General features: G+C 74.0%; 24 protein-coding genes and 1 pseudogene. 11 read left to right on the top strand and 14 right to left on the bottom strand.

Annotated features, from left to right (window positions below):
- The first annotated feature begins 9 nt into the window (after positions 1 to 9).
- From ACNAVT_RS07885 to ACNAVT_RS07870, 4 genes are all read left to right on the top strand, one after another.
- A complete protein-coding gene (locus ACNAVT_RS07885; protein ID WP_416294243.1) occupies positions 10 to 1,110 on the top strand; it encodes a sugar ABC transporter substrate-binding protein in 1,101 nt (366 codons plus the stop codon).
- Positions 1,111 to 1,222: 112 nt separating this feature from the next.
- On the top strand, positions 1,223 to 2,047 hold the full coding sequence (locus tag ACNAVT_RS07880) for an ATP-binding cassette domain-containing protein (RefSeq protein ID WP_416294241.1): 825 nt from the start codon (positions 1,223 to 1,225) through the stop codon (positions 2,045 to 2,047).
- The gene (locus tag ACNAVT_RS07875; protein ID WP_416294239.1) at positions 2,044 to 3,303 is read left to right on the top strand and encodes a sugar ABC transporter permease; all 1,260 of its coding nucleotides are present in this window, start codon (positions 2,044 to 2,046) and stop codon (positions 3,301 to 3,303) included. Before ACNAVT_RS07880 ends, ACNAVT_RS07875 begins: the two co-directional genes overlap by 4 nt.
- 25 nt (positions 3,304 to 3,328) lie before the next feature.
- Positions 3,329 to 4,510 (top strand): ROK family protein, encoded by a 1,182-nt coding sequence (locus ACNAVT_RS07870; protein WP_416294689.1) that lies wholly within the window; start codon positions 3,329 to 3,331, stop codon positions 4,508 to 4,510.
- Between the two features lie 5 nt (positions 4,511 to 4,515).
- On the opposite strand, the gene ACNAVT_RS07865 is transcribed toward ACNAVT_RS07870, so the two are convergent.
- The 6 genes from ACNAVT_RS07865 to tsaB form a co-directional block, all read right to left on the bottom strand.
- On the bottom strand, positions 4,516 to 6,279 hold the full coding sequence (locus ACNAVT_RS07865; RefSeq protein ID WP_416294238.1) for an ABC transporter ATP-binding protein: 1,764 nt from the start codon (positions 6,277 to 6,279) through the stop codon (positions 4,516 to 4,518).
- Complete coding sequence (locus tag ACNAVT_RS07860; protein WP_416294236.1) at positions 6,276 to 7,982, bottom strand: ABC transporter ATP-binding protein; 1,707 nt, start codon at positions 7,980 to 7,982, stop codon at positions 6,276 to 6,278. Before ACNAVT_RS07860 ends, ACNAVT_RS07865 begins: the two co-directional genes overlap by 4 nt.
- A gap of 71 nt (positions 7,983 to 8,053) precedes the next feature.
- Positions 8,054 to 8,308, bottom strand: a complete 255-nt coding sequence (locus ACNAVT_RS07855) for a hypothetical protein (protein ID WP_416294234.1) — start codon at positions 8,306 to 8,308, stop codon at positions 8,054 to 8,056.
- 15 nt (positions 8,309 to 8,323) lie between these two features.
- Positions 8,324 to 9,370, bottom strand: coding sequence for a tRNA (adenosine(37)-N6)-threonylcarbamoyltransferase complex transferase subunit TsaD (gene tsaD, locus ACNAVT_RS07850; RefSeq protein ID WP_416294232.1), 1,047 nt, complete (start codon positions 9,368 to 9,370; stop codon positions 8,324 to 8,326).
- Positions 9,371 to 9,375: 5 nt separating this feature from the next.
- Positions 9,376 to 9,828, bottom strand: coding sequence for a ribosomal protein S18-alanine N-acetyltransferase (rimI, locus tag ACNAVT_RS07845; protein ID WP_416294230.1), 453 nt, complete (start codon positions 9,826 to 9,828; stop codon positions 9,376 to 9,378).
- On the bottom strand, positions 9,825 to 10,502 hold the full coding sequence (gene tsaB, locus ACNAVT_RS07840; protein ID WP_416294228.1) for a tRNA (adenosine(37)-N6)-threonylcarbamoyltransferase complex dimerization subunit type 1 TsaB: 678 nt from the start codon (positions 10,500 to 10,502) through the stop codon (positions 9,825 to 9,827). The genes rimI and tsaB overlap by 4 nt, the downstream gene beginning before the upstream one ends.
- A gap of 246 nt (positions 10,503 to 10,748) precedes the next feature.
- On the opposite strand from tsaB, the gene ACNAVT_RS07835 reads away from it, so the two are divergent.
- The gene (locus tag ACNAVT_RS07835) at positions 10,749 to 10,964 is read left to right on the top strand and encodes a helix-turn-helix domain-containing protein (RefSeq protein WP_416294226.1); all 216 of its coding nucleotides are present in this window, start codon (positions 10,749 to 10,751) and stop codon (positions 10,962 to 10,964) included.
- On the opposite strand, the gene ung is transcribed toward ACNAVT_RS07835, so the two are convergent.
- From ung to ACNAVT_RS07805, 6 genes are all read right to left on the bottom strand, one after another.
- On the bottom strand, positions 10,894 to 11,595 hold the full coding sequence (gene ung / locus ACNAVT_RS07830; protein WP_416294224.1) for a uracil-DNA glycosylase: 702 nt from the start codon (positions 11,593 to 11,595) through the stop codon (positions 10,894 to 10,896). The two genes, ACNAVT_RS07835 and ung, sit on opposite strands and share 71 nt — an antisense overlap.
- Before the next feature lie 60 nt (positions 11,596 to 11,655).
- Complete coding sequence (gene tsaE / locus ACNAVT_RS07825) at positions 11,656 to 12,138, bottom strand: tRNA (adenosine(37)-N6)-threonylcarbamoyltransferase complex ATPase subunit type 1 TsaE (protein ID WP_416294222.1); 483 nt, start codon at positions 12,136 to 12,138, stop codon at positions 11,656 to 11,658.
- A 13-nt stretch (positions 12,139 to 12,151) separates the two neighbouring features.
- Positions 12,152 to 13,243 carry an alpha/beta fold hydrolase gene (locus ACNAVT_RS07820; protein ID WP_416294220.1) on the bottom strand — a complete coding sequence of 364 codons (1,092 nt, stop codon included), beginning with the start codon at positions 13,241 to 13,243 and terminating at the stop codon, positions 12,152 to 12,154.
- 84 nt (positions 13,244 to 13,327) lie between these two features.
- Positions 13,328 to 14,446: an alanine racemase gene (gene alr / locus ACNAVT_RS07815; protein ID WP_416294218.1), complete on the bottom strand. Its 1,119-nt coding sequence runs from the start codon at positions 14,444 to 14,446 to the stop codon at positions 13,328 to 13,330.
- Positions 14,447 to 14,525: 79 nt separating this feature from the next.
- Positions 14,526 to 15,995, bottom strand: a complete 1,470-nt coding sequence (locus ACNAVT_RS07810) for an NAD(P)H-hydrate dehydratase (RefSeq protein WP_416294216.1) — start codon at positions 15,993 to 15,995, stop codon at positions 14,526 to 14,528.
- Positions 15,996 to 16,037: 42 nt separating this feature from the next.
- Complete coding sequence (locus ACNAVT_RS07805; RefSeq protein ID WP_416294214.1) at positions 16,038 to 16,406, bottom strand: holo-ACP synthase; 369 nt, start codon at positions 16,404 to 16,406, stop codon at positions 16,038 to 16,040.
- Between the two features lie 230 nt (positions 16,407 to 16,636).
- Here ACNAVT_RS07805 and ACNAVT_RS07800 point away from each other — a divergent pair, with 230 nt between their 5' ends.
- The gene (locus tag ACNAVT_RS07800; protein ID WP_416294212.1) at positions 16,637 to 16,933 is read left to right on the top strand and encodes a hypothetical protein; all 297 of its coding nucleotides are present in this window, start codon (positions 16,637 to 16,639) and stop codon (positions 16,931 to 16,933) included.
- Complete coding sequence (locus ACNAVT_RS07795; protein ID WP_416294210.1) at positions 16,930 to 18,582, top strand: alpha/beta hydrolase; 1,653 nt, start codon at positions 16,930 to 16,932, stop codon at positions 18,580 to 18,582. The genes ACNAVT_RS07800 and ACNAVT_RS07795 overlap by 4 nt, the downstream gene beginning before the upstream one ends.
- Positions 18,583 to 18,639: 57 nt before the next feature.
- Here the strand turns inward: ACNAVT_RS07795 and glmS are convergent, their stop codons facing one another.
- Complete coding sequence (glmS, locus tag ACNAVT_RS07790) at positions 18,640 to 20,553, bottom strand: glutamine--fructose-6-phosphate transaminase (isomerizing) (protein WP_416294209.1); 1,914 nt, start codon at positions 20,551 to 20,553, stop codon at positions 18,640 to 18,642.
- A 251-nt stretch (positions 20,554 to 20,804) separates the two neighbouring features.
- Here glmS and ACNAVT_RS07785 point away from each other — a divergent pair, with 251 nt between their 5' ends.
- From ACNAVT_RS07785 to ACNAVT_RS07775, 3 genes are all read left to right on the top strand, one after another.
- Entirely contained in the window at positions 20,805 to 21,815 is a 1,011-nt protein-coding gene (locus ACNAVT_RS07785; protein ID WP_416294207.1) for an MmpS family transport accessory protein, read from the top strand.
- 124 nt (positions 21,816 to 21,939) lie between these two features.
- Entirely contained in the window at positions 21,940 to 23,127 is a 1,188-nt protein-coding gene (locus ACNAVT_RS07780) for a pyridoxal phosphate-dependent aminotransferase (RefSeq protein ID WP_416294205.1), read from the top strand.
- Positions 23,124 to 24,236 (top strand): threonine aldolase family protein, encoded by a 1,113-nt coding sequence (locus tag ACNAVT_RS07775; RefSeq protein WP_416294203.1) that lies wholly within the window; start codon positions 23,124 to 23,126, stop codon positions 24,234 to 24,236. Before ACNAVT_RS07780 ends, ACNAVT_RS07775 begins: the two co-directional genes overlap by 4 nt.
- Before the next feature lie 28 nt (positions 24,237 to 24,264).
- Here ACNAVT_RS07775 and ACNAVT_RS07770 read toward each other — a convergent pair whose 3' ends face one another.
- Positions 24,265 to 24,870: a PadR family transcriptional regulator gene (locus ACNAVT_RS07770; protein WP_416294202.1), complete on the bottom strand. Its 606-nt coding sequence runs from the start codon at positions 24,868 to 24,870 to the stop codon at positions 24,265 to 24,267.
- A gap of 108 nt (positions 24,871 to 24,978) precedes the next feature.
- On the opposite strand from ACNAVT_RS07770, the pseudogene ACNAVT_RS07765 reads away from it, so the two are divergent.
- Positions 24,979 to 26,682: pseudogene (locus ACNAVT_RS07765) on the top strand (ABC transporter permease); the annotation flags it as partial.

Raw genomic sequence — 26,682 nt, 5'->3', positions numbered from 1 at the left:
CCCGTGCACATGCGCAAGGGCTTCCTCACCTTCGCCGCCGTCGGCCTGCTGGCCGCCGGCAGCATGACCGCCTGTGGCGACAACGGCGGCTCCAACCAGGCCGGTGGCTCGTCCGACAAGAAGTCGAAGATCGGCGTGATCCTCCCGGACAGCAAGTCCTCCGCCCGCTGGGAGACCGCGGACCGCAAGTACCTGGAGGAGGCGTTCAAGGCCGCCGGCGTCGAGTACGACATCCAGAACGCCCAGAACGACAAGACCGCCTTCCAGACCATCGCCGACCAGATGATCACCAACGGCGTGACCGTCCTGATGATCGTCAACCTGGACTCCGGCACCGGCAAGGCCGTGCTGGACAAGGCCAAGTCCCAGGGTGTCGCCACCATCGACTACGACCGGCTCACCCTGGGTGGCTCGGCGCAGTACTACGTCAGCTTCGACAACGAGGCGGTCGGCAAGCTCCAGGGCGAGGGCCTCGTCAAGTGCCTGACCGACAAGGGCGCCAAGAACCCGGCGATCGCCTACCTCAACGGCTCGCCGACCGACAACAACGCCACGCTGTTCAAGAACGGGTACGACTCGGTGCTCAAGCCGAAGTTCGACTCGAAGGAGTACACCCAGGCCGCCGACGACTCGGTGCCGGAGTGGGACAACGCCCAGGCCGCCACGATCTTCGAGCAGCAGCTCACCAAGGCCGGCGGCAAGATCGACGGGGTGCTCGCCGCCAACGACGGCCTCGGCAACGCGGCCATCTCGGTGCTGAAGAAGAACAAGCTCAACGGCAAAGTCCCGGTGACCGGCCAGGACGCCACCGCCCAGGGGCTGCAGAACATCCTCGCCGGCGACCAGTGCATGACCGTCTACAAGGCGATCAAGCAGGAGGCCGACGCCGCTTCCGCGCTGGCCATCGGGCTCGCCAAGGGCGAGAAGAAGGACACCGGCCAGACCGTCAAGGACCCGGAGGGTGGCCGGGACGTGCCGGCTGTGCTGCTGACCCCGAAGGCGATCTACAAGGACAACGTCAAGGACGTCGTGGACGACGGCTACGTGACCAAGGAGGAACTCTGCGCCGGGGCGTACGCCAAGCTCTGCAGCGACGCCGGCATCAGCTGACCTTCCTTACCCCGCTTCAGGCGGCGCCGCCCGGCACGGGACACCCGTGCCGGGCGGCGTTCACGCCGGACGGGATCCGAGACCTCCCCTCCTCCGCCCAAAGGAGAACCCCGTGTCCGCAACCCCTCTGCTGGAGCTACGCGGGATCGACAAGAGCTTCGGTCCCGTCCAGGTGCTGCGCGATGTCGCCTTCGCCGCCCACGCCGGTGAGGTGACCGCGCTGGTCGGCGACAACGGTGCCGGCAAGTCGACCCTGGTCAAGTGCATCAGCGGCATCTACCCCACGGATGCCGGCGAGTTCCTCTTCGACGGCCGGCCGGTGAGCGTCAACGGCCCCCGGGACGCCGCCGCGCTCGGCATCGAGGTCGTCTACCAGGACCTCGCGCTCTGCGACAACCTCGACATCGTGCAGAACATGTTCCTCGGTCGGGAGAGGCGCAGCGGCATCGTGCTCGACGAGCCGACCATGGAGCAGATGGCCGCGGAGACCCTGGCCGGGCTCAGCGTCCGTACCGTGAGGTCGCTGCGCCAGCACGTCTCCAGCCTCTCCGGCGGTCAGCGCCAGACCGTGGCGATCGCCAAGGCGGTGCTCTGGAACAGCAAACTGGTCATCCTGGACGAGCCGACCGCCGCGCTCGGCGTCGCGCAGACGGCCCAGGTGCTCGAGCTGGTCCGCCGGCTGGCCGACAACGGCCTGGCGGTGGTACTCATCTCGCACAACATGAACGACGTCTTCGCCGTCTCCGACCGGATCGCCGCGCTCTACCTCGGCCAGATGGTCGCCCAGGTGAAGACCACCGACATCACCCACTCGCAGGTGGTCGAGCTGATCACCGCCGGCCGCTCCGGCAGCCTCGGCCTCCCCGCCGATTCGGCCCCGGGCAGCAACGGCAACGGCGCCGAGCCCGCCGACACCACCCCAGGAGCCGTCCGATGACCAGCACCGCCGTCAAGAACGAAGGGCCGGCCGCCGTCGCGCCGGCCCCCACCGTCGGCAGCCACCTCCACAACTACTGGCGCCGGGTACTCGGTGGCGACATCGGCGCGCTCCCCGCCGTCGGCATGCTCGTCGTGCTCGCCGCCATCTTCTCGATCGCGCGGCCGTCGTTCCTCACCGCCGGCAACTTCGCCAACCTGTTCACCCAGGGCGCGGCGATCATCCTGATCGCGATGGGGCTGGTCTTCGTCCTGCTGCTCGGCGAGATCGACCTCTCCGCCGGCTACGCCAGCGGGGTCTGCGCCGCCGTCCTGGCCAACGTGGTGACCACGTTCGGCTACCCCTGGTGGCTCGCGGTGCTCGCCGCCGTCGCCGCCGGCGTGGTCATCGGCACGGTCCTCGGCTTCCTGGTGGCGAAGGTCGGCATCCCCTCCTTCGTGGTGACCCTCGCCGGCTTCCTCGCCTTCCAGGGCATCGCGCTGATGCTCATGAAGGAGGGCGCGAACATCTCGGTGCGGGACGACGTGCTGCTGGCCATCGCCAACCGGAACCTCCCCCCGGCGGTCGGCTGGCTGCTCGCCGCCCTCGGCGTCGCCGGCTACGCGGCGGCCCAGCTGCTCCGGCACCGCCAGCGCTCCGCCCGCGGCCTGCTGACCGACCCGATCGCCGTGGTCTTCGCCCGGGTCGGCACGCTGGCTCTCGTCCTCGGCATAGCGGTCTTCATCCTCAACCTGGAGCGCAGCCGCAACGTCCTGATCACCTCGCTCAAGGGCATGCCGATCGTGGTGCCGATCATCGCGGTACTGCTGATCGTCTGGACCTTCGTGCTCCAGCGCACCACCTACGGCCGGCACGTCTACGCCGTCGGCGGCAACCGGGAGGCGGCCCGCCGCGCCGGCATCAACGTCGACCGGATCCGGATCTCGGTCTTCGTGATCTGTTCCGGCATGGCGGCCGTCGGCGGCATCGTGGCGGCCAGCCGGGCCAACTCGGTCGACCCCAACACCGGTGGCAGCAGCGTCCTGCTCTACGCCGTCGGGGCGGCCGTCATCGGCGGCACCAGTCTCTTCGGCGGCAAGGGCCGGGTACTCGACGCGGTGTTCGGCGGCGCGGTGATCGCCGTCATTGCCAACGGGATGGGCCTGATGGGATACAGCTCGGGCGTCAAATACGTGGTCACCGGCATCGTCCTGCTCGGGGCCGCCACCATCGACGCGCTGACCCGGCGGCGGGCCGCCGCCACCGGCACCCGCTGAACCGCTTACGGAGATGGCAGTGGCAATGCGCACAGGACCGAGCCAGGACGAGATCCGACGGCAGAACCTGGGTGCGTTGCTGCGTTACGTGCACGTGCACGGCGCCACCAGCCGCGCCGAGCTGACCACCGCCCTCGGGCTGAACCGCAGCACCATCGGCGCGCTGACCGCCGACCTGGCCGGCGCCGGTCTGGTCAGCGAGGGGACGCCGAAGGAGACCGGTCGGGCCGGACGACCGTCGCTGGTCGTCCGGCCCGAGTCGGCCCGGATCTACGCGTACGCGTACAGCGTGGAGGTGGACCGGCTGCGGGCCGCCCGGGTCGGGCTCGGCGGTGCGGTGCTCGACCGCCGGGAGATGGACCGGCCGCGGAACCTGGTCGCCGGGGAGGCCGCGCCGCTGCTGGCCGGCGCGGTCAAGGAGATGCACCAGTCGGTGCCGCCCGACGCCATCTGCGTCGGTGCCGGGGTCGCGGTCTGCGGCATGGTCCGCCGCGAGGACGGCCTGGTCCGGCTGAGCCCGACCACCGGCTGGGTGGACGAGCCGATCGGCGCGGCGCTCGCCGCCGAACTGGGCACCGACGTGCCGATCACCGTCGGCAACGTGGCGGACGTGGCCGCCTTCGCCGAGCACGCCCGGGGCGTCGCGGCCGGCTGCGACAACGTCATCTACCTGTACGGGGACGTCGGTGTCGGGGCCGGCATCATCGCCGGCGGCCGGCGGCTCACCGGGCACGGCGGCTACAGCGGCGAGGTCGGCCACATGGTGGTGGTCCGCGACGGGGCCCGCTGCGAGTGCGGCCGCCGGGGCTGCTGGGAGACCGAGATCGGCGAGCACGGCCTCCTCCGCGCCGCCGGTCGCTCCGACGCCCGGGGTCCGGACGCGCTGCTGGCCGTCTACGACGCGGCCAACCGGGGTGACGCCCGCGCCCAGGCCGCCGTCCGGCAGGCCGGTGACTGGCTCGGCTTCGGCGTGGCCAACCTGGTCAACATCTTCAACCCGGAGATGGTCATCTTCGGCGGCACCATGCGCGACCTCTACCTGGCCGCCGCCGCCCAGGTCCGCAGCCGGCTCAACTGCAACGGGTTGCCCGCCTGCCTGGAACACGTGCGGCTGCGCACCCCGACGCTGGGCGAGGACGCGGCACTGATCGGGGCCGCCGAGCTGGCCTTCGAGCGCCTCCTCGCCGACCCGCTCGACGTCGGCTGACCTTCTCAGCCGTGCCAGGAGCGCCAGAGGGCGGCGTACGAGCCGTCGGCGGCGACCAGTTCGTCGTGCGGGCCCAGCTCGGTGATCCGGCCGTCCTCCACCACCGCCACCCGGTCGGCGTCGTGCGCGGAGAAGAGGCGGTGCGCGATCGCGACGACCGTCCGGCCGGCCAGCACGGCGGCCAGGGAGCGTTCCAGCGCCCGGGCGGCGCGTGGGTCGATCAGCGAGGTGGCCTCGTCCAGCACCAGCGTGTGCGGGTCGGCGAGCACCAGTCGGGCCAGCGCGAGCTGCTGCGCCTGGGCGGGCGAGAGCGGGTGCGCGCCCGCCCCGACCTGGGTGTCCAGCCCGTCCGGCAGCGCCTCCGCCCAGCTCAACGCGTCGACGGCGGCCAGCGCGGCGCGTACCTGGGCCGGTTCCGCGTCGGGCCGGACCATCGCCACGTTCTCGGCCAGGGTGCCGATGAAGACGTGGTGCTCCTGGCTGACCAGCGCCACGTGGCTCCGCAGCTCGGCCAGGGGCAGCCCGGTGAGCGGACGGCCGTCCACGGTGACCGAGCCGGTGCGGGGCGGGTGCACCCCGGCCAGCAGCCGCCCCAGCGTCGACTTTCCCGCGCCGGACGGACCCACCATGGCCAGCTTCTCGCCCGGCCGGGGCACCAGCGTCACGCCGTGCAGCACGTCATGCCCCGTCCGGTACGCGTACCGGACGTCGTTTGCGGCCAGCCGGCCGGCACCCCGCACCGGCCCCCGATCGGCGGGTGCCGCCGGAGCGTCGGCCGGATCGGCGGCGGGCTCGGCCGCCACCCCGAGCAGCCGGGCCAGCGAGGCGCCGCCCACCTGAAGCTCGTCCAGCCAGGCGAGCAGCCGGTCGACCGGGTCCACCAGCTGCTGGGCGTAGAGGGTGGCGGCGGTGACCTGCCCGAGGCTGGCCCAGCCCTTGAGGTGGAACCAGCCACCGATGAGCAGGGTGGCCACCACCGGTACGACGTACCCGAACTCGGCCACCGGCCAGAAGACCGTACGCAGGTACAGGGTGTACCGCTCGGCCGCGTACGACCGGCGGATGTCGGCGTCGGTGCGGGCCCGGCGGCGGGCCTGCTGGCGCAACGCCTCCGTGGTCCGGGACCCCTCCACCACCTCGCTGATGCCATCGGTGATGTCCGAGTACGCGGCGTTCTCCCGCAGGTAGCCCTCCGGCGCCCGGCGCAGGTACCAGCGGGTGCCGGCGACCAGCACCGGGACCGCGAGCAGCGCGGGCAGCACCAGCAGCGGGCCGGTCAGCAGCAACGCGCCGAGGATCAGCAGCACGGTGACCGCCGAGATCAGCGTCTCCGGCACGGCGAACCGCACCGTCCGGGACAGCGCGGCGACGTCCCGGGAGGTGCGGGTGAGCAGGTCGCCGGTGCCGGCGCGCTCCACCGTGGCCAGCGGCAGGGCGAGCACCCGCTCGACGAACTCCTCGCGCAGCTCGGCGAGGACCCGCTCGCCGAGCCGGGCCGAGGCCAGGTGGGCGAGGCGGACCAGCACCGACTGGGCGACCACGAAACCGGCGATGGCCAGCGCGATCCGGTCGACGGTGACGCTGCCGACGCCCCGCGAGATCCCCTCCACCAGGTCGCCGAGGAGCCGGGGCGCGACCAGGCCCGCGGCCGCGGCGAGCGCGTGCAGGCCGAGCACGGCGGCCAGCCCGCGCGGATGCCGGCGGACCAGGGCGCGGGCGTACCGGCGGACCTGGCCGGCGTCGGCGACGGGCAGGGCGGCGGCGCTCACCGGTCCTCCTCTCGGCTCACCGTGGCCGCATAGCGCGGCTCGGCGGCGAGCAGTTCCTCGTGGCGGCCCTCCGCGACCACCTTGCCGTCCTCCACGAACACCACGTGCTCGGCGCGGCCGAGCACCAGCGGACTGGTGGTGCAGACGAGCGTGGTCCGGCCGGCCCGCGCGGCACCCAGCCGGTCGGCGATCCGCGCCTCGGTGTGCGCGTCCACCGCGCTGGTCGGCTCGACCAGGATCAGCGTCTCCGGGTCGGCGACCAGCGCCCGCGCCAGCCGGAGCCGCTGCCGCTGCCCGCCGGAGTACTCCCGGCCGCGTTCGGCCACCCGGCTGTCCAGCCCGTCGGGCAGCGCCTCGACGATGTCGGTCGCGCCGGCCGCGACCAGCGCCGCCTCGACCGCCGCCCGGTCGCCCCGGTCGTGCGGGTCCAGTTCCGTCCGCAGCGGGCCGCTGAAGAGTTGTGCGTCGTTGTCGACCACCAGGATCCGCTCGCGCACCGTCGCCAGTGCCACGTCGCGCAGCGGTACGTCGTGCAGCGTCACGTCCCCATCGACGTAGCGGCCGAGCCGGTCGGCGATCTCGGCCGCGTCCTCGGGGTCGGTGGCCGCCAGCGCGGTCAGCTGGCCCGGCCGCAGCACCAACCCCGACCGGACGTCCACCAGCTTCCCCTGCCCGTCGGGCAGCGGCACCGGGCGGGCCGGGTCGGTGAACTCCGGGGCGAGGCGGAGCAGCCGGACCACCCGGCGGGCGGCGACGTGCCCCCGGGTCAGCTTGTCGGCCGCCTCGGTGAGGGTGCGCAGCGGGCTGACCAGGAAGGCGGTGTAGCCGTAGAACGCGACGAGCTGACCGGCGCTGATCTCGCCGGCCAGCGCGAACCGGGCCCCCAGCCAGGTCACCAGCACCAGGAAGACGCCGGGCAGCAGGATCTGCGCCGCCTGGAGAAGCGACTCCACCCGGGCCACCCGCAGGCCGTCGGCGCGCAGCGCCTGGGACTGCTCCCGGTAGCGGGCGCCCAGCACTGGTTCCCCGCCCACGCCGCGCAGCACCCGTAGCCCGGAGACGATGTCGGCAGCGCGCGCGGTGAGCCGGCCGGTCGAGTCCCGGTACGCCGCCTGCTGCCGGTGCAGCGGCCGGATCAGCAACGCCACCAGCCCCATCAGCAGCGGCACGCCGAGCACCACGACCAGCCCGAGCGGCAGGGACGCGGTGAGCAGGATCGTCGCCACGGTGACGATCGCCACGACCGAGCCGGTGCCCCGGGCGGTGATGTCGATGGCACCGCCGATGTGCTCGATGTCGGCCGTACCGATGCTGACCACCTCGCCCGCGGCGACCCGGCGGGGCAGTGCGGCGCCGAGCCGGTTGGTGGCGTCCACCGCGACCTGCACGGTCCGGTACGCGGCGCCGAGCCAGTTGTGCACCGCGAAGCGGTGCCGGAGGATGCCGGCGGTGGCCTGGAGAACGCCCAGCCCGAGCAGCACGAGCCCCCAGCGCAGCAGGGCGTCCGGGTCGCGGTGGGCCAGGCCGGCGTCGACGGCCTGCCCGACGACGGCCGGCATCAGCGCCTGCGTCACCATCCAGACGACGCCGAGCGCGAGGCCGGCGCCGAAGATCAGCGGGTGTCGCCCGGCCAGCCAGAGCAGGTAACGGGTGGCGGACCGGGCGTCGGGGGTGCCGGGATCACCGGCCGGTGAGAAACGCATGACGCCCCGACGCTAGGTGCTCCGCACCGGGCCCCGCCAACCAATTCCCGCCGGTCGCCGACAGTGCCGGGTCAGCGGTCGACCTGGGTGAAGTCCCAGGAGTGCGGTGGACGGGCGACCAGCGTCGGCGGTGGATCCGGCAGGGCACGCGGGTTGCTCCGCCACTTCGAGATCACCACCAGCCGGTGGTCGGTGGACGAGAACACCTCGCTGGACAGGTGCAGCGGGTCGTGCTCGAAGTCGGGCAGCGCGGTCTCGCACACCCAGGTGATCAGGTCGGCGAAACCGTACGTCTCGGCCTTCGCCTCCCACATCCGGACGATCACGTCGGTCCCTCCCGGTCAGACGCTGACCACGGTCAGCGGCATCGCCGAGTCGGCGGGCAGGTCGAGGCGGCTCGGCGCGACGCCCGAGGCGACCAGGTGCGAGCCCAACGCGGCCACCATCGCGCCGTTGTCGGTGCACAGGTTCGGGCGGGGCGTACGGACCCGGATGTGGTGCTTGGCCGCCCGGTGCTCGGCCATCGCCCGCAGTCGCGAGTTGGCCGCCACCCCACCGCCGATCACCAGCGTGTCGATCCCGCTGCTCCGGCAGGCGTCAAGGGCCTTGCCGACCAGTACGTCGCAGACCGCCTCCTGGAAGGACGCGGCCACGTCGGCCACCGGGACCGGCTCGCCGGCCCGCTGCCGGGCCTCCACCCAGCGGGCCACCGCGGTCTTCAGACCGGAGAAGGAGAAGTCGTAACGGTGGGCGACCAGGTCCTTGGCGGCGGTCAGCCCGCGCGGGAAGGCGATCGCCTCCGGGTCGCCGGCCCGCGCCTCCCGATCGATCCACGGGCCACCCGGGAACGGCAGCCCGAGCAGGCGGGCCACCTTGTCGAACGCCTCGCCGGCCGCGTCGTCGATGGTGGCGCCGAGCGGGGTGACGCCCCGGGCCAGGTCGTCGACGCGCAGCAGCGACGAGTGCCCGCCGGAGACCAGCAGGGCGATCGCCGGCTCGGGCAGCGGACCGTGCTCCAGGGTGTCCACGGCGACGTGCGCGGCGAGGTGGTTCACCCCGTACACCGGCTTCTCGGCGGCGACGGCGTACCCCTTGGCTGCGGCGACCCCGACGAGCAGCGCGCCGGCCAGGCCGGGCCCGGAGGTGACCGCGATCGCGTCGATGTCCGCGAGCGTCACCCCCGCCTGCTTCAGCGCCCGGTCCATGGTCGGCACGATGGCCTCCAGGTGGGCGCGGCTGGCCACCTCGGGCACGACGCCGCCGAACCGGGCGTGCTCCTCGACGCTCGAAGCCAGCGCGTCGGCGAGCAGGGTGTGCCCGCGGACGATGCCGACCCCGGTCTCGTCGCAGGAGGTCTCGATGCCGAGGATCAGTGGTTCGTCAGCCATGCTCGTCAGTCCTCGTTGCGCTGCATGACCAGCGCGTCGGTGTTGCTCGGTTGGTAGTAGCCGCGCCGCACGCCGATCGGCTCGAAGCCGTACGTCGCGTAGAGCCGCTGCGCCGCGGCGTTGTCCGCCGCGACCTCCAGCAGCGTGCTGCGGGTGCCGCGCCGGGCCGCCTCGGCGAGCAGCGCCTCCAGCAGCGCCCGGCCGACCCCCCGGCGCTGTGCGTCCCGGCGTACCGCGATGTTCTGCACCCAGGCCTCGTCGGGCGGCGCCACCATCAGCCCGGCGTAACCGAGCACTGTGTCGCGGTCGTCGGTCGCGACCAGGTAGAAGTGCCGGTTGGCCAACTCGTTCCAGAACATCGCCGGGGACCACTGCTCGACGCCGAAGAGGTCCGCCTCGATCGGCAGCACCTGATCGATGTGCCACCAGCGGAAGCGGCCCAGCCGTACCCCGGTCACGGCAGGACCGGCTTGTGGCCGGTTGCCGCGACGGCGTCCGGACGACGCAGGTAGAGCGGGGTGAGCGACTCGCCCGGAGCGCCCGCGCGGATCCGCTCGGCGGCGAGACGGGCCAGCGCGGTCGCGTCCGGGTAGCGCGGCTCGGCCCGCAGCGGCAGGCCGAGGACGTCCGCGTACCGGTGGGCACCGTCGCCGACCGCGACGGTGACGGCCAGGCCCCGGGCCCGCTCGGCGGCGACCGCGGGGCTGTCCACGTTCGGCCCGGCGATCCGCTGGCCGGCGCCGTCGTAGACCGCCCAGTAGACCTCGCGGCGCCGCGCGTCACTGGCGACCAGCACCGGCTCGCCGGCGGCCACCGGGTGGCCGATGCCGTCCAGCGAGCAGACACCGTACGTGGGGATGGCCAGCACCTGCCCCATCGTGGCGGCGGTCACCAGGCCGACCCGCAGCCCGGTGAACGGCCCCGGGCCGAGCCCCGCGACGATCGCGGCCAGGTCGCCGGGGCGGGCGTCGGCGTCGGCCAGCACCGCGTCGACCTGCGGGGCGAGCAGCTCCCCGTGCGCCCGGGCGTCGACCGTGCACCGCTGCGCGCGGGCCACGACACCGTCCGCCGAGACCTCGATCAGGGCCGCGGTCACCGCGGGCGTCGAGGAGTCCACCACGAGTACGAGCACGGTATGCCAGCCTAGCCGCCCTCCGATCACGGCCGGTCACGGCCTGTCCGGGTCGGACGGCGGGCGGAAGCCCACCGCCGCCGCCCCGCGCCGCCGATTCGGGCCGGGCCACCTCCCGTGCCCAGGGACGCCTCGCTACCGACGGTGACGCCAGCCGGGAAGCACATCACCCGGGAGCGATTTGCCTCTGCGGCATAGATATGACTGAGAGGCATATCGCTCAAGACTCTTCGTCATCATCCATTGATGTCCGAGAGCCGCCTGGCCCGCCAGATCGCCACCGCCGTCCGGCACGAGCGGGAGCGCCGACAACTGACCCAGCTGGCGCTGGCCGACCTGGCCGGGCTCAGCCAGGGCGGGGTCGCTCGCATCGAGCGGGGCGAGGACCGGGTCAGCCGGCTGAGCGCTCCCAGTCGATGGTGGGCAGGCCGGCGTCGACCAGGGCCTTGTTCGCCGCGCTGAACGGGCGGCTGCCCAGGAAGCCGTGCGGGTTCATCGGGCTCGGGTGGCCCGCCTCCAGCACGACGTGCTGCGGATTGGTGACCAGGGCGGCCTTCTTGCGGGCGTACCCGCCCCAGAGCAGGAAGACCACCCGCTGGTCGAGGGCGTCCAGGGCGCGGATGGTGGCGTCGGTGAACTCCTCCCACCCCTGTTTCGCGTGCGAGCCAGGGGTGGCCTGCCGGACGGTGAGCACCGAGTTGAGCAGCAGCACGCCCTGCGTTGCCCAGCCGGTCAGGTTGCCGCTGCGCGGCTTCGGCACCCCCAGGTCCTCGCCCAACTCCTTGAAGACGTTGCGCAGCGACGGCGGGACCGTCACCCCCTCGCGCACGCTGAAACTCAGCCCGTGCGCCTGCCCCACCTTGTGGTACGGGTCCTGCCCGAGAATCAGCACCCGGCACTCCGCCGGCCCGCACAGCCGGTACGCGGAGAACAGGTCCTCGACCGGCGGGAAGACGGTCCGGCTCGAGTACTCCCGGGCGACGAACTCGGTGAGTGCTGCGGTGCGGGCCGGGTCGAGGTGCGGGGTGAGCACCGTCCGCCACGCGTCGGGAAGCAGCGCCAGCAGGTCGAGGGTGGGGGCGTCGTCGGGCATCGGCAACCTTTCGCGGGTCTGATCGGTCCGGGGCACTGTAGGCACTGGGTACGACAGCCGTCAGTCGAGGGCGGCCAGCCGCTCCGCCCAGTCGCCGCCGATCGGCTCCAGCGCGACCACCCGGGTGTCGTCCTCCCGCCGGTCGATCCGGACCCGCAGGTGGGCGTCGACCAACTGCTCGACCATCCCCTCGCCCCACTCGACCACGGTCACCGCCTCGTCCACCGAGGCGTCCAGGTCCAGGTCGTCGATCTCGGCACGCGGGTCGGCCGCGTCCCCCAGCCGGTACGCGTCGGCGTGCACCAGGGTGACCCGCCCGCCCCGCGCCGGGTCCGGCCGGTGCACGCGGGCGATCACGAAGGTCGGCGAGGTGATGTCACCGCGTACCCCGAGGCCGGCGCCGATGCCCTGGGTCAGCGCGGTCTTCCCGGCGCCCAGCGGGCCGCTGAGCAGCAGCAGGTCACCGGCGTGCAGCACCCGGGCCAGCCGGCGGCCGAACTCGCGGGTGTCGTCGACCGTCTTCAGCTCCACCACGACGGTCAACGCGCCTCCAGGATCAGAGTTCCTCAAGAAAGCCTTCCAGCGCCGCGTTCACTTCGTCGGCGTGCTCCAGCATCACCACGTGCCCGCTGTCGTGGATCTTCACGAACTCGGCGTGCGGAAGCCGGCGGACGATCTCCTCGGAGTGGGTCACCGGAGTGAGCATGTCCTTGTCCCCCACGATCACCAGCACCGGCGTGCCGGCCAGCGCGGCCAGCGCCGGGAACCGGGAGTGGGTGGCCAGCGTGCGCAGGTAGCGGGTGACCGTGTCGGCGGAGGTCCGCGAGTTCATCGTCTCGACGTACGACACCAGGGCCGGGCTGGGCTTCGCGGTGCCGAAGCCGTACCGGCGGGTCAGCAGCCAGGCGACGTTGGAGGTGGACTTGCGCGCCTTGTCGATCACTGTGCCGCCGTACCGGGCGGCGTTGCTCATCATGTAGAGCACCGGCGCGCCGACCCGGCCGAGCAGCGCGGGCGCCACCAGCTTGGTCTCGGCGAGCAGGCCGCCCGAGGTGGCCATCAGCACCGTGCCGACCACCCGTTCGCCGAACAGCTCCGGGTAGAGCTCGGCCAGCGCCATGATCGTCATACCGCCCATCGAGTGCCCGACCAGCACCAGCGGCCCCTCCGGCGCCACCTCGTCGAGCACCCGGCGCAGGGTCCGGCCCAGCGTGGCCAGGTCGTACTCGCCGGTCTCCAGCCTCCCGGAGCGGCCGTGCCCGGGCTGGTCGTACGCGACGACCCGGTAGTCGCCCCGGGCGGCGAGCATCTCGCGCTGGAAGTGGAAGGTCCCCATGTCCAGGCAGAAGCCGTGCACCAGCACCACGGTCGGGTGCCCGGCGACCGGCCGGGTCGGCTCGACCACCTCCACGTGGATGTCGGTGCCGTCCGGCATCTCCAGCCGGTACGCCTCGTCGTACCGCTGCTGACCGAAGAGCTCGTCGGCGTACCGGTCGGCGGGGTCGACCTTGAGGCGGCGGATCAGGACCCGCTCGCTCACCACGCCCGCGGCGAGCCCTGCCGCGGCGACGCCGACGGCGGCGCCGAGCACTCCGGCGACCCGTCCGGCGGCGGTACGCGGCCGGGGAACGCGGAAGCGCCGGCTCACGGCACTACCTTTGCTCGCGACTGCGGGGCTCGCAAACCCGGCTCACTCCTCGCGCTCACGGCACTACCCCGGTTCGCGGCCCACTCACGGCCGCTCACCGTCGTACACGCGGGGCACCCGGACCCCGCCGAACCGGGTCACGATCTCGTAGTTGATCGTGCCGACCGCCTCGGCCCAGTCGTCGGCGGTGGGCTCGCCCTCCGCGCCGCTGCCGAAGAGCGTCGCCACGTCCCCGGCCGCCACCTCGTCGTCGCCGCAGTCCAGCACGAACTGGTCCATGCAGACCCGGCCGGCGATGATCCGCCGCTTGCCGCCCAGCTGCACCGGGCCGACGCTCGAGGCGTGCCGGGGCACCCCGTCGGCGTACCCGAGCGGGACGACGGCCAGGTTGGCCTCCCGCTCGGTGAGGTAGGTGTGGCCGTAGGAGACGCCGGTGCCGGCCGGGACCCGCTTGGTCAGCATCACCCGGGCCCGGGCGGTCATCGCCGGGCGCAGGCCGAACTGCTCGCCGGCCAGCGGGGAGAGGCCGTAGATCGCCAGGCCGGGACGGACCAGGTCGAAGTGGGCGTCCGGGCGGGTCAACGTGGCGGCCGAGTTGGCCAGATGCCGGTAGCGGGGGCGCAGCCCCGCCTTCTCGACCATGGCCAGCCCCTCGTGGAAGACGGCGAGCTGCCGATCGATGGTGGGGTGGCCGGGCGAGTCGGCGTACGCGAAATGGCTCCACACCCCGACCACCTCGATCAGGCCGTCGACCTGGGCCTTCGCGGCGGCCTCCAGCAGGGCGGGCCAGTCGGCGACGGTCGCCCCGCCGCGCGAGAGGCCGGTGTCGATCTTCAGGTGCACCCGGGCCGGGCGGTCCGCCCGGCGGCTCGCCTCGATCATCTCGTCGAGCTGGGTGAGGCTGGCACAGCCCAGGTCGACGCCGACCGCGACGCCGTCGTGCAGCGGCAGCCCCGGGGCGAGCAGCCAGGCCAACACGGGCACCGTGATCCCCGCCTGGCGCAGGGCGAGCGCCTCGTCGAGGGTGCAGACCCCGAGCCAGTCCGCGCCGGCGTCGAGCGCGGCGCGGGCGGCCGGGACCATGCCGTGGCCGTATCCGTCGGCCTTCACCACCGCCATCAGCTCGGCGCTGGTGCCCGACTTGAGTTGAGCCACGTTGTCCCGGATCGCGTCCAGGTTGACGCGCACCTCCGACTGCCACATGCCCCCAAGCCTACTTCCGCCGGTGATCTCCCCGGCCGGGAGTAGCCGCGGCGGGCTTGACGGCTCGACCTCGCCGCAGTCAGCCCAGGCGGGCGATCACCGGGCGGAGCGCGGCCGCCACGTCGGGCGCGGTCACCGGGCCGCCACCCGCCGCCTCGCGGCCGGCCAGCCCGTGCAGGTACGCCGCCGCGGCGGCCGCCCGCTCGGCCGGCAGCCCGGCGGCGAGCAGCGAGCCGAGCAGCCCGGCCAGCACGTCGCCGGTGCCCCCGGTGGCCAGCACCGGGGTGCCGGTCGGGTTGACGTACGCCCGGCCGTTCGGGGTGCCGATGATCGTGCGGTCCCCCTTGAGCAGCACCACCGCGTTCATCCAGGCGGCCAGCCGCAGCGCGGCCGCCACCCGGTCCGCGCCCGGGGTCTCCCCGCAGAGGCGGGCGTACTCCCGGTCGTGCGGGGTCACCACGATCGGCGCGTCCCGGCCCCGCAGCAGGTCCGCCATCGCGCCGTCGACCAGCAGGGTGAGCGCGTCGGCGTCGAGCACCGCCGGCACCGGCGCGGCGAGCACCGCGCGCAGCTCGGTGGCGGCCTCCTCGCCGGTGCCCAGCCCCGAGCCGCAGACCCAGGCCTGCACCCGGCCGGCGTCGGCGACCCGGCCGGTGGCGATCACCGACGGGTGCTGGTGCAGCACCTCCGCGCGGGCGCCGCCCGCGTACCGGACCATGCCGGTCGGGCCGGCCAGCGCGCCGCCGACCGAGAGCACGCCCGCGCCCGGGTACGCGGCCGATCCGGTGGCCACCCCGACCACACCGCGGCTGTACTTCTCCGAGGACGGGCCGAGCCGGGGCCACCAGTCGACGACGTCCGACCACTCGATGACCCGCAACCCGGGGGTGCCGCGCAGCCACGGCTCCAGCCCGATGTCGACCAGCTCCACGTGCCCGGCGAGCGCGGCGGCCGGGCCGACCACCAGGGCCGGCTTCAGGGCGCCGAAGGCGACCGTCACGTCGGCGCGCACGGCACAGGGGCGGCCGGCGGCGGTGAGTGGTACGTGCCCGGTGTCCACCGCGACGCCGCTCGGCACGTCCACCGCCACCACGGTCGCGCGGTCACCGTCCCGCCCGCAGCGCTCCGCCAGGCTCGCGGCGAGCTGCTCGGCGGTCTCCCGCAGCCCACCGGTGCCGCCGATCCCGACGATGCCGTCGAGCACCAGGTCCACCAGGGCCGGGGGCCGGTCCACCAGCCGCCCGCCGGCGGCCCGCAGTGCGGCCAGCCCCTCGGCGTGCGCCCGGCCGGGGGTGAGCAGCAGGGCGGACACCGCCGCACCGCGGCGGGCCAGCCGCGCGCCCGCGTACAGGGTGTCGCCGCCGTTGTCCCCGGAGCCGATCAGCAGCAGCACCCGGGCGCCGTAGAGGCCGCCCCGCTCGGCGAGCAGCAACGCACAGCGGCGGGCCAGGCCGGCGGCGGCCCGCTGCATCAGCGTCCCCGGCGGGAGGGTCGCCATCAGGCCCGCCTCCGCCGCGCGTACGTCCGCGACCCGCCACACCGGTCTCATGCCACCCCGTCCGTTCGTCGCCGGGCGGCCCGCCCGGTCAGCTCACCGTTCTGCGACCACCATCGCCGAGGCGATGCCGCCGTCGTGCGACAGCGACAAATGCCAGCGGTTGATCCCGCGTTCGGCTGCGGCGTCGGCCACCGTGCCGGAGACGGTCAGCCAGGGCCGGCCGTCCGGATCCGGCACGACCTCGCAGTCGTGCCAGCTCAGCCCGGCCGGCGCGCCGAGCGCCTTGGCCACCGCCTCCTTGGCCGCGAAGCGGGCGGCCAGGGACTCGGGCGCGCGTGGGTTGCCGGAGCGGGTGCAGCGCTCGGCCTCGGTGAAGAGGCGGTCGGCGAGCAGCGGCGTCCGCGCCAGGGCCCGGGCGAACCGGTCCACCAGCACGACGTCGATGCCGACTGCCACGATCACGGACCTCACCCTACCGGCGGTCGCGGCCGCAGATTAACCGCCGGGCGCGCGGTGGACAACGCCTGTGGAGAGCCCGCTGGTACGACCACCGCCGGTTGTCCACAGGGCCGGTGCCGGCGGTCTCCGACCACCTAGCGTCCCCGTTGCCCGATCTGCCCGCCTGTCGGGGCGGGTGCCCGTCCGCCGCCGGCGTCACCCGTCCGCGGCCTGTTCCGCCCGGGGAGTCACCGATGACCGAGGAGCCGTTCACCGTCGAGCCGGAGCTGCTGCGCGGGGTCGCCCGGGAGCTGGGCGACGACGCGTACCGGCTGGTCCGGTCGCTGGCCGGCACGCCAGGGCTGGTCGCGCCGGTCGACGGCTGGCGGGCGGGGGTGGCGCTCGCCGAGCTGGAGGCGGCGGCGCACCGCTGGTGCGGGGCGCTCGCCGCCCAGGTGGCGGCCACCGGCGAGGCGGTCCGTGCCGCCGCCGAAGGCTACGAGGCGGTGGACGAGCGGGCCGCCCGACGGCTGGCCGGGGTGCCCCGGTGAGTGACCGCGCCGGGCGGGGTGCGGCCGGCACGACGGCCGGACCCACCGCGGCCCCGCCCGCCGGCTACGGCCAGCTCTGGGGTGCGGATCCGGGTGCCTGGCTCGCGGCCGGCGCGGCCTGGCGCGGGCTCACCGGCCCGGTCCAGCGACGGGCCGACGGGCTGGACACCCGGGTCGACACCCTGCGCCCCGGCTGGTCCGGTGCAGCCGCCGCTGCAGCCCGGGAACGGGTCGGCGCGCTCCGCGGCGCGCTGACCGACGTGCTGCCCGCGCTGATCGAGGTCGACCAGGTGCTCGCCGAGTTCGCCACCCGGCTGGGCGCGGCGAAGGCCCGGCTCGCCGCCGCGGTGGCGCACGCCGACGCGGGCGGCCTGCTGGTGGACCGGGCGGGGGCGGTGCGGCCCGACCCGGCCCGCCCCCGCCCCACCGAGCGGCTCGGACCGGGCCTGACCCAGGTGGCGGCCGAGATACGCGGCGCGCTGGAGCTGGCCGGCACGGCGGACCGGGAGGCCGCGGCCCGGTTAGGCGGGTTGACGACGGCGGCGGTCACCGGCTGGGTGAGCGTCCCACCCGCCTGGCGGCCGTCGTCCGGTGCCGGCCCGGCCGAGGTCAGCCGCTGGTGGGCCGGGCTCACTCCCGCCGAGCGCCGCTGGCTGGTCGGGCACGAGCCGGCCCGGATCGGCTGCCTCGACGGGGTGCCGGTGACGGCCCGGGACCAGGCCAACCGGCTGCTGCTCGCCGGCCAACGCGAGGAGTTGGCCGCCCGGCGCCGGCGGTTGCTGGGGCCGCTGCCCCCGGGGCCGGCCGAGCTTGCCCGGCTGGCCCGGCTGGCCCGCGTCGACGCGGCCCTGCGCGGCCTCGACGCGCTGGGCGGGCGGCTGGCCGCGCCGGGGGCGCCCCGGGCGTACCTGCTCGGGCTCGATCCCGCCGGGGACGGGCGCGCCGTGGTGGCGCTGGGCAACCCGGACCGGGCCGGGGCGGTGCTGACGTACGTCCCGGGGATGACCGCCGACCTCGCCGACGCTCCCGGCGAGCTGGGCCGGGCCGCCCGGGTGCTGGACCGCTGCGCGGCGCTCGGTCCGGGCGAGGAGACGGCAGCGGTGCTCTGGCTGGACTACGACGCGCCCGACTTCCTGCCCGAGGCGGCCCGCGCCCGCCAGGCCGAGGATGCCGGGCCGGCGCTGCACCGGTTCCAGGAGGGGCTGCGCGCCTCGCACGAGGGCCCGCCGGCCCGGCATACCGTGCTCGGCCACAGCTACGGCTCGGTGGTGGTCGGCACCGCCGCCCGCGACCACGGGCTGAGCGCCGACGCGCTGGTCTTCGTCGGCTCCCCTGGCGTGGGGGTGCGGCACGCGGGCGAGCTGGGCGTTCCGCCGGGGCAGGTCTGGGCCAGCACCGCGCCGGACGACGTGATCCGGCTGGCGCGGCCGCCGGAGGAGCTGGCTCGCCGGGCGGTGCTGGCCGGGGCGCCACTCGGCTCGGCGGCGCTGCTCGACGGCCGCGACCACGAGCTGTGGTTCGGGCGGGACCCGAGCGACCCTGGCTTCGGTGGCCGGCGCTTTCCCAGCGGCCGGTACGGCCACACCGGCTACTGGGAACCCGGCAATCCGGCACTCGACGGCATGGCCCGGATCGTGCTGGGTCGATGATCCCGGACCCCGTCGAGGCCCCTCCACCGCGGGGCGGAGGGGCCACGACGAGATCGACTACTCGACGGTGACCGACTTGGCCAGGTTGCGCGGCTGGTCGACATCGTGTCCGCGGGCGGCGGCGATCTCGGCGGCGAACACCTGCAGCGGCACCGTGGTCACCAGCGGAGCCAGCAGCGTGGGCGTACGCGGCACGTAGATCAGGTGGTCGGCGTAGCGGACGACGGCCTCGTCGCCCTCCTCGGCGATCACGATGGTCCGGGCGCCCCGGGCCCGTACCTCCTGGATGTTGGAGACGACCTTGTCGTGCAGCATGCCCCGGCCGATCGGCGACGGCACGATGCAGATCACCGGGGTGCCCTCGTCGATCAGCGCGATCGGGCCGTGCTTCAGCTCGCCGGCGGCGAAGCCCTCGGCGTGCATGTACGCCAGCTCCTTGAGCTTCAGCGCGCCCTCCAGCGCCACCGGGTAGCCCACGTGCCGGCCGATGAAGAGCACCGTCGGCTCGGACTTCAGCTCGCGGGCGAGCTCGCGGACCGGCTCGATCCGGTCGAGCAGCTCGCGCAGCTTGCCCGGCATCTCCTGCAGCTGGGCGACGACCGCACCCACCTCGTCGGCGAACTTGATTCCCCGCACCTGAGCCAGGTGCAGGCCGATCAGATAGCAGGCGACGAGCTGGGTGAGGAACGCCTTGGTCGAGGCGACCGCGATCTCCGGGCCGCCGTGGGTGTAGAGGACGGCGTCGGACTCGCGCGGGATGGTGGAGCCGTTGGTGTTGCAGATGGCCAGCACCCGCGCCTTCTGCTCCTTGGCATGGCGCAGGGCCATCAGGGTGTCCATGGTCTCGCCGGACTGCGAGATCACCACGATCAGCGTGGAGCGGTCCAGCACCGGGTCGCGATAGCGGAACTCGCTGGCCAGCTCCACCTCGCAGGGGATCCGGGTCCAGTGCTCGATGGCGTATTTGGCGACCAGGCCGGAGTGGTACGCCGTGCCGCAGGCGACGATGAAGATCTTGTCCACGTCGCGCAGGTCCTGCTCGCTGAGGCGGACCTCGTCGAGGGCGATCTCACCGGTCTCGGTGAGCCGGCCGAGCAGCGTGTCGGCGATGGCCTGCGGCTGCTCCTCGATCTCCTTGAGCATGAACCAGTCGTAGCCGCCCTTCTCGGCGGCGGAGGAGTCCCAGTCGATGTGGAAGTCCTTGCCGGTGGCGGGCTGGCCGGCGAAGTCGGTGATCTCGATGTTGTCCGGGGTGATCAGGACGATCTGGTCCTGGCCCAGCTCGACCGCGTCGCGGGTGTGTTCGATGAAGGCGGCGACGTCGCTGGCCAGGTAGTTCTCCCCGTCCCCGCGGCCAACCACCAGGGGCGAGTTGCGCCGGGCACCGACCACCGCGCCAGGGATCCCGGCGTCGACGGCGAGCAGCGTGAAGGCGCCCTCCAGCCGCTGGCAGACCAACCGCATCGCGGAGGCGAGCAGCTGCGGGCTGTCGACCTCGCCGGCCGCGCGCAGGCCGGCCATCGCCCGGGCGAGCAGGTGCGCGGCGCACTCCGTGTCGGTGTCGCTGGCGAACTCGACGCCGTCGTCCTCCAGCTCGGCCCGGAGCCGGGCGAAGTTCTCGATGATGCCGTTGTGGATCACCGCGACCCGGCCGTCGGGGGACAGGTGCGGATGGGCGTTGCGGTCGGTCGGCCCACCGTGGGTGGCCCACCGGGTGTGGCCGATGCCGGTGGTGCCGTCGCCGATGCCGATCGGGCTGGCGGCGCAGGACTCCGGGTCGCTGGCGGCCCGCTCGGCGAGGACCTTCTCCAGATTGGCCAACTTGCCGGCCTTCTTCTCGGTCAGCAGCTCGTCGTCGCAGACGATGGCCACGCCGGCCGAGTCGTAGCCGCGGTACTCCAGCCGCCGCAGTCCGTCGAGCACGATGCCAAGGGCCGGGCGCGCGCCGGCGTAACCCACGATTCCGCACATGGTCCGCAGCCTAACCCAGTTTCGCTCACGATGTGTGCTCGGAAGCCGGGTAAACGATCACTGAATTTGAGCGAACGGGTGGACAGAGGGCGCGGATCGAATAAACCACCCAGGGTGACCTCCGGCTGGCCGGAGCGCTACCGGGGCCCGAGCCACCGTCCCTTACATTGAGGGCCCTGGTCCGGTGGCCGCCCCACCCCGGGCATGCCCCTCCCGCGGTCGTGGCCGCCCGTCCCCTGCGAGCTGAGCTGATGTCCGAGCCGACGCCCATCCCCGATCCTCCGGCCGGCGGGAGCCCGACCGACCCCACCGCGCCGCCGGCCGGCCCGACGTCCGCCCCCTGGATGCCACCGGATCCGCTGGCCACCCCGGCGCCCTGGGCGCCGCCGACGCCCTGGACGCCCGCCGACGTGCCGGGTGCCAGCGGCGGGCCGGGCACCACCACCGGACAGCCCGAGACCACCACCGGGCCGAGCAGCACCGTCGAGCCCGGCACCGCCTCGGCCGGGCACCCCTCCCCGGCCGGGCCTGCGGGACCGCTCGGTGGGCCGCCCCCGGCGGGGCCGTTCGGTGGGCCACCCCCGGCAGCACCGTTCGGCGACCCGCCCCCGGTTGTGCCGGCCCCGGGCGCCAACCCGCCACCCGGGCACTCCTGGCCCGGGCACCCCGCGCCGGCCTGGCCTCCGGCCGGTTACCCGCCGCCGTACGCGTACCCCGGGTCGACGCCGCCGCGGACGAGCAGCGGCTGGATCCCGGCGGTCGTGGTAGGCGTGGCCGCAGTCCTGGTGCTCGCCTTCTGCGGCTGCGTCGGCCTGAGCGTGCTCCCCGCCGCCTTCTCCGGGGACCCGGTGGTGACCAGCGAGCCGTACGACGAACCGGGCTACGGGTACCCGACGGAGACCAGCGAGCCGTACGACGAACCGGACGATAACGACACCGCCGACAATGGTCTGATCACCGCCGAGCCCACCCGGAGTCCCGCCGCGACCCCTTCGAAAGGGCCTGGAAGGCACAAGGTGGTGTACGAGGTGACCGGCACCACCCCGGCGGACGTGACGTACTACGACGCCAACGGCGACTTCATCCAGGTGGAGCAGGTGAAGCTCCCCTGGCAGCTGAAGTTCACCGTTGAGGAGACGGACCGGTTGATCTTGTTGACCCGTCACTCCGTCTATCCGGACGACAGCCTGATCACCTGCCGGATCATTGTCGACGGGAAGATCCTCGTCCAGGAGACAAACGACTACGGACCGAGCTGTTAGTTGCCACTGATGCCCGACGCAACGCCCTCCCCCGAGCCGCCAGCCGGCGGAGGCCCCACCGACGCCTGAGAGGAGCGGCGGCTGGGTGTCTTGCCGCTTCCGTGCGGGCCGTAGGCTGGCCCGCGTGACGACGACCGATCCGCTGGTGGCCCGGATGCGGCCGTTCGGCACCACCATCTTCGCCGAGATGTCCGCGCTGGCCGTGCGCACCGGGGCGGTCAACCTCGGCCAGGGCTTCCCCGACACCGACGGACCGCCGGAGATGCTCGCCGCGGCCGCCGAGGCGCTGCGCTCCGGGCACAACCAGTACCCGCCGGGCCCGGGGATCCCCGCGCTGCGCGCGGCCGTCGCGGCCCACCAGCGCCGGTTCTGGGGCCTCGAGTACGACCCGGACGGCGAGATCGTGGTGACCGCGGGCGCCACCGAGGCGATCGCCGCCAGCATCCTCGCCCTCTGCGAGCCGGGTGACGAGGTGGTCTGCTTCGAGCCGTACTACGACTCGTACGCCGCCTCGATCGCCATGGCGGGCGCGGTCCGCCGCCCCGTCACGCTACGTCCCGGCGCCGACGGCCGGTACGCGGTCGACCCGGCCGAGCTGCGCGCCGCGTTCGGGCCGCGTACCCGGCTGGTGCTGCTGAACTCTCCGCACAACCCGACCGGCAAGGTCTTCACCGCCGACGAGCTGGCCCTGGTCTCCGAGCTGTGCCGGGAGCACGACGCGTACGCGGTCACCGACGAGGTGTACGAGCACCTGGTGTTCACCGACGCCGCCGCTGCGCACGTGCCGCTGGCGACGCTCCCCGGCATGCGGGAGCGGACGTTGCGGATCTCCTCGGCCGGCAAGACCTTCTCCTGCACGGGTTGGAAGGTCGGCTGGGTGAGCGGACCCGCACCGCTGGTCTCCGCCGTGCTGCGGGTCAAGCAGTTCCTCACCTTCGTCAACGCCGGGCCGCTGCAACCGGCCGTCGCGGTGGCGCTCGCCCTGCCGGACGCGTACTTCGCCGAGTTCCGGGCCGACATGCAGCGGCGGCGGGACCAGCTCGTCGTCGGGCTCGCCGAGGCGGGGTTCGACGTGCTCGCCCCGGAAGGCACGTACTTCGTCACCGCCGACGTCACCCCGCTCGGCGGCCGGGACGGGGTGGAGTTCTGCCGGTCACTGCCGGAGCGTTGCGGCGTGGTGGCCGTGCCGACCCAGGTCTTCTATGACGACGCGGAGGCGGGGCGGCGGCTGGTCCGGTTCGCGTTCTGCAAGCGACCCGAGGTGCTTACCGAGGCGGTGGCCCGGCTGCGCCGGCTCAAGGAGGATGGATGACCGAGCCGTACGCCGACCGCCTCCGTCGGGTCACCGCGCAGCGCGGCTGCGACACCGTGCTCTCCGGTGCCCGGCCGGCGTCGGTGGCCGAGCAGCTGGCGGCGATCCGGGCCGCCGCGACCGACGACCTGCTGCCCGACTTCTACGGCGAGGGCGGTACGGTCGAGGAACTGGAGGGCCGGGTCGCCGCGCTGCTCGGCACCGAGGCCGCCGTCTTCTTTCCCACCGGCACCATGGCCCAGCAGGTCGCCATGCGGTACGGCGCCGAGCTGACCGGGCGGGACGGGGTCGGCCTGCACCCGCTCAGCCACCCGCTGATGCACGAGCGGGACGCGTACGCCCTGCTCGGCGGCCTGCGGGCGGTGCGGACCACCGACGCGCCGCGCAACCCGACGGCGGAGGAGGTCGCCGGGCTCGACGAGCCGATCGGCACCCTGCTCCTGGAGCTGCCGCTGCGGGACGCCGGGTTCGTCCTGCCGACCTGGGACGAGCTGGTCGCGACAGTCGGGGCGGCTCGGGAGCGGGGCAGCCGGGTGCACCTGGACGGCGCCCGGCTCTGGGAGTCGACCGTCCACCTGGGGCATTCGCCGGCCGAGATCGCCGCGCTGGCCGACAGCGCGTACGTCTCCTTCTACAAGTCCCTCGGCGGCCACTCCGGGGCGGCGCTGGCCGGCGACGCGGAGCTGGTCCGCTACGCCCGCGCCTGGCGGCACCGCTACGGCGGGAACCTGTTCCAGCAGTGGCCGGCCGCCCTGGCCGCGCTCGCCGGCCTGAGCCACGAGCTGCCCCGCCTGGCCGGCTACGTGGCACACGCGCAACTGGTGGCCGCGGCCCTGGCCACCCTGCCCGGCGCGCGGGTGTACCCGGCGCCGCCGCACACCCATCAGTTCCGGCTCTGGCTGCCGCACTCGGCGGGCGCTCTCAACGCCGCCAACCTCGCCCTCGCCGAGGAGGAGAAGGCGTGGTTCGTCGGCGGCTGGCGGGACACCGAGGTGCCCGGCGTGGCGCTGGCCGAGGTGACGGTGGCGGCCCCGGGGCTGGAGTTGGACGGCGACCAGGTCGTCGACCTGGCCGACCGCTTCCTGCGCCGGGTGGTGGCGACAGCCTGACCCGCCGAGCCGGCACCGCGAGCGGTGGTCAGCCGGCGGCGCGCGCCGGCCCGGGGCGGTCCGCCGACGCGGCGGTCCCCGGCGCGCCCGCCGCGAGCGCGCCGAGGCCGGCGCCACCGTCGGCGAGCAGCACCGCCTCGGCGTCGTCGACGAACGCGAGGTCGGCCTCGACGTGCCGGGCCGCCGCGGCGAGCAGCAGGCCGACCACCGGATCGGCGGCCTTCCGTCGCAGCCCGTCGAGATTGCGCAGCTCGCGCAGCAGGTGGCCGCGCTGGTTGCCGAGCACCGTCCGGACGGTCGCCGCCGAGCCGGAGCGCGCAGCCGCGGTGACCTTGAGGAAGAAGTCGTCCCGGAACCCGCCGCTGCGTGGGCTGGGCTCGGCGAGCCAGCGGTCCAGCTCCGCCCGCCCGGCCGCGGTGATCTCGTAAACCACCCGGTCGGGCTTGACCGGCTGGGCCTGCCGTTCCGCCACCACCAGCTCGTCTCGGGAGAGCCGCTCCAGGATCTGGTAGAGGTGCCCGATGTTGAGCGGGCCCCACTGCGGTCCGACGGCCTCCTCGAAGGCGCCCTTCAGCTCGTAGCCGTAGCTGCGGCCACCGGCGAGCAGGGCCAGGACCGCGTGCTGGATCGCCACCGTCCACCTCCGATCAGCGCCTCACGCGGGGAGAATCATGCCCGAAACGGGTCTTGTATTGTGACAATGTATCGCGCAGAGTGGGCAGCAGCACACGGGGAGGCGCGAATGCTGGCTTTCATCTGGCGACAGCTTCGTGGCCGTGCGGGTCGGTCGGTGGCGCTGCTGGCCGGCGTCCTGGTGGCGACCACCGGATTCGTCGTCCTGACCGGCGCCACCACCACTTCCCGCCTCGAGGTCACTGGTGCCGTCGAGCGCGACACCCGCGCGGCGTACGACATCCTGGTCCGTCCCAAGGGGACGCGCACCCCGCTGGAGGCCGAGCGCGGGCTGGTCCGGCCCAACTACCTCTCCGGCCTCTTCGGCGGCATCACCACCGCGCAGTACGAGCAGGTCAGGGCGGTGACCGGGGTCGACGTGGCAGCCCCGATCGCGATGCTCGGCTACTCGACCACCCCGGTGCCCGTCCGGTTCGACGCGACCGACGCGATCGACCGGTCGCTGGAGCGGCAGGTGATCCGGGTGGACCCGACCTTCGTCGCCGAACGTGAGCTCTCCACCGCCACCGGCAAGCCCCGTTACGTGTACGTCACGAAACGGCCGGTGATCTATCCGCGGCTGGACGTCATCCCCGACCCCGACCAGCCGCTCGAATACTCCGACGGCCGCTCCTACCCGTGGTCGGGCATCTGCGGGTTCGTCCCGCGGGAGGTGCTGCCGGACGGCCGGACGGCACCGGTCTGCGATCCAGAATTCGGCGAGCTGACCAACCACAACGTGTCCTTCAACGAGCGGGACAGGTGGCAGGTCGACACGGTCCGGCTGCTGCCCGACGGGCGGTTCGAGGCTCGCAGCGGCGTGCTCGCCGACGGCGAAGGGTTCACGACCAGCGCCGACCGGTTGGTGCTCACCCATCAGGTGATCGTGCCGTTCCTGCTGGCGGCGATCGACCCGGCCGCCGAGGAACGCCTGGTCGGGCTGACCGGCGCGGTGGTGCAGGGGCGGGCGCTCCGGCCCGACGACACGATCACCGAGATCACCCGAGGCACGGCGCTCAACCGGACCCTCCCGGTGCTGACCACCAGCCGTCCGTTCCTCGACGGGGCGCTCCGGACCACCATGACCCGCCTGCCCGGGCTGCGGGCCGCCGGGATCCCCGCCGAGGATCTCGAGCAGACCCTGAGGCAGGCCACGGGGGTGCGGGTGGGATCCAGCCGGTCCGAGCTGACCGACGGCTTCGAGGCCCAGCTGGCCGAGGGGATCTCGGAGACCGGTTGCTGCTTCGGCCAGGTCCAGTCGGTGCTGCAGGCCGGCGCGGTGGAATACGATCGCCGGCCCGACGGCGCTCTCCAGGCCCGCGCCCTGCCGCCGATCGATCCGAAGGTGTACGGGGACGAGATGGATTTCAATCCACTCCCCCTGCCCTGGCTGTCCGGCGACACGCCGAGCCGTTCGCTGCGCGTGCTCTCGCTGGCGAAGGGCGGAGCCCTGACACCGTTTCGATTCTGGCGGGCGGTAGGCGCGTTCGACCCGCAGAAGCTGGCCGGGTTCAGTGATCTGGGCAAGGTGCCGCTGGAGACGTACGAGCCGCCGATGGCGGAGGGCGCCGACGACCGAAGCCGTACCGCCCTTGGTGGGCAGCCGTTGGAGCCGAGCGGCAACCCGGCCGGCTATCTCTCCGCCCCGCCGCTGCTGCTGACCAACCTGGCCAGCGTGCCGAAGCTGCTGAAAGGCGGCACCAGCCCGCAGCTCAGCGCCCCGATCAGCGCGATCCGGGTCCGGGTCGCCGACGTGCACGGCTACAGCAAGCGC

The sequence above is a fragment of the Micromonospora sp. SL4-19 genome, assembly GCF_047921475.1.
In the GTDB taxonomy this organism is placed as follows: domain Bacteria; phylum Actinomycetota; class Actinomycetes; order Mycobacteriales; family Micromonosporaceae; genus Micromonospora.
Note: the sequence above shows the minus strand (reverse complement) of the source record. Positions and strands in the feature narration are given on the sequence as shown.

Coding starts and splice junctions, on each gene's coding strand:
- ACNAVT_RS07885 (WP_416294243.1), top strand. CDS start 10: ATGCGCAAGGGCTTCCTCACCTTCGCCGCCGTCGGCCTGCTGGCCGCC.
- ACNAVT_RS07875 (WP_416294239.1), top strand. CDS start 2,044: ATGACCAGCACCGCCGTCAAGAACGAAGGGCCGGCCGCCGTCGCGCCG.
- ACNAVT_RS07870 (WP_416294689.1), top strand. CDS start 3,329: ATGCGCACAGGACCGAGCCAGGACGAGATCCGACGGCAGAACCTGGGT.
- ACNAVT_RS07860 (WP_416294236.1), bottom strand. CDS start 7,982: ATGCGTTTCTCACCGGCCGGTGATCCCGGCACCCCCGACGCCCGGTCC.
- tsaD (WP_416294232.1), bottom strand. CDS start 9,370: ATGGCTGACGAACCACTGATCCTCGGCATCGAGACCTCCTGCGACGAG.
- ACNAVT_RS07835 (WP_416294226.1), top strand. CDS start 10,749: ATGTCCGAGAGCCGCCTGGCCCGCCAGATCGCCACCGCCGTCCGGCAC.
- ung (WP_416294224.1), bottom strand. CDS start 11,595: ATGCCCGACGACGCCCCCACCCTCGACCTGCTGGCGCTGCTTCCCGAC.
- alr (WP_416294218.1), bottom strand. CDS start 14,446: ATGTGGCAGTCGGAGGTGCGCGTCAACCTGGACGCGATCCGGGACAAC.
- ACNAVT_RS07810 (WP_416294216.1), bottom strand. CDS start 15,995: ATGAGACCGGTGTGGCGGGTCGCGGACGTACGCGCGGCGGAGGCGGGC.
- ACNAVT_RS07800 (WP_416294212.1), top strand. CDS start 16,637: ATGACCGAGGAGCCGTTCACCGTCGAGCCGGAGCTGCTGCGCGGGGTC.
- glmS (WP_416294209.1), bottom strand. CDS start 20,553: ATGTGCGGAATCGTGGGTTACGCCGGCGCGCGCCCGGCCCTTGGCATC.
- ACNAVT_RS07785 (WP_416294207.1), top strand. CDS start 20,805: ATGTCCGAGCCGACGCCCATCCCCGATCCTCCGGCCGGCGGGAGCCCG.
- ACNAVT_RS07775 (WP_416294203.1), top strand. CDS start 23,124: ATGACCGAGCCGTACGCCGACCGCCTCCGTCGGGTCACCGCGCAGCGC.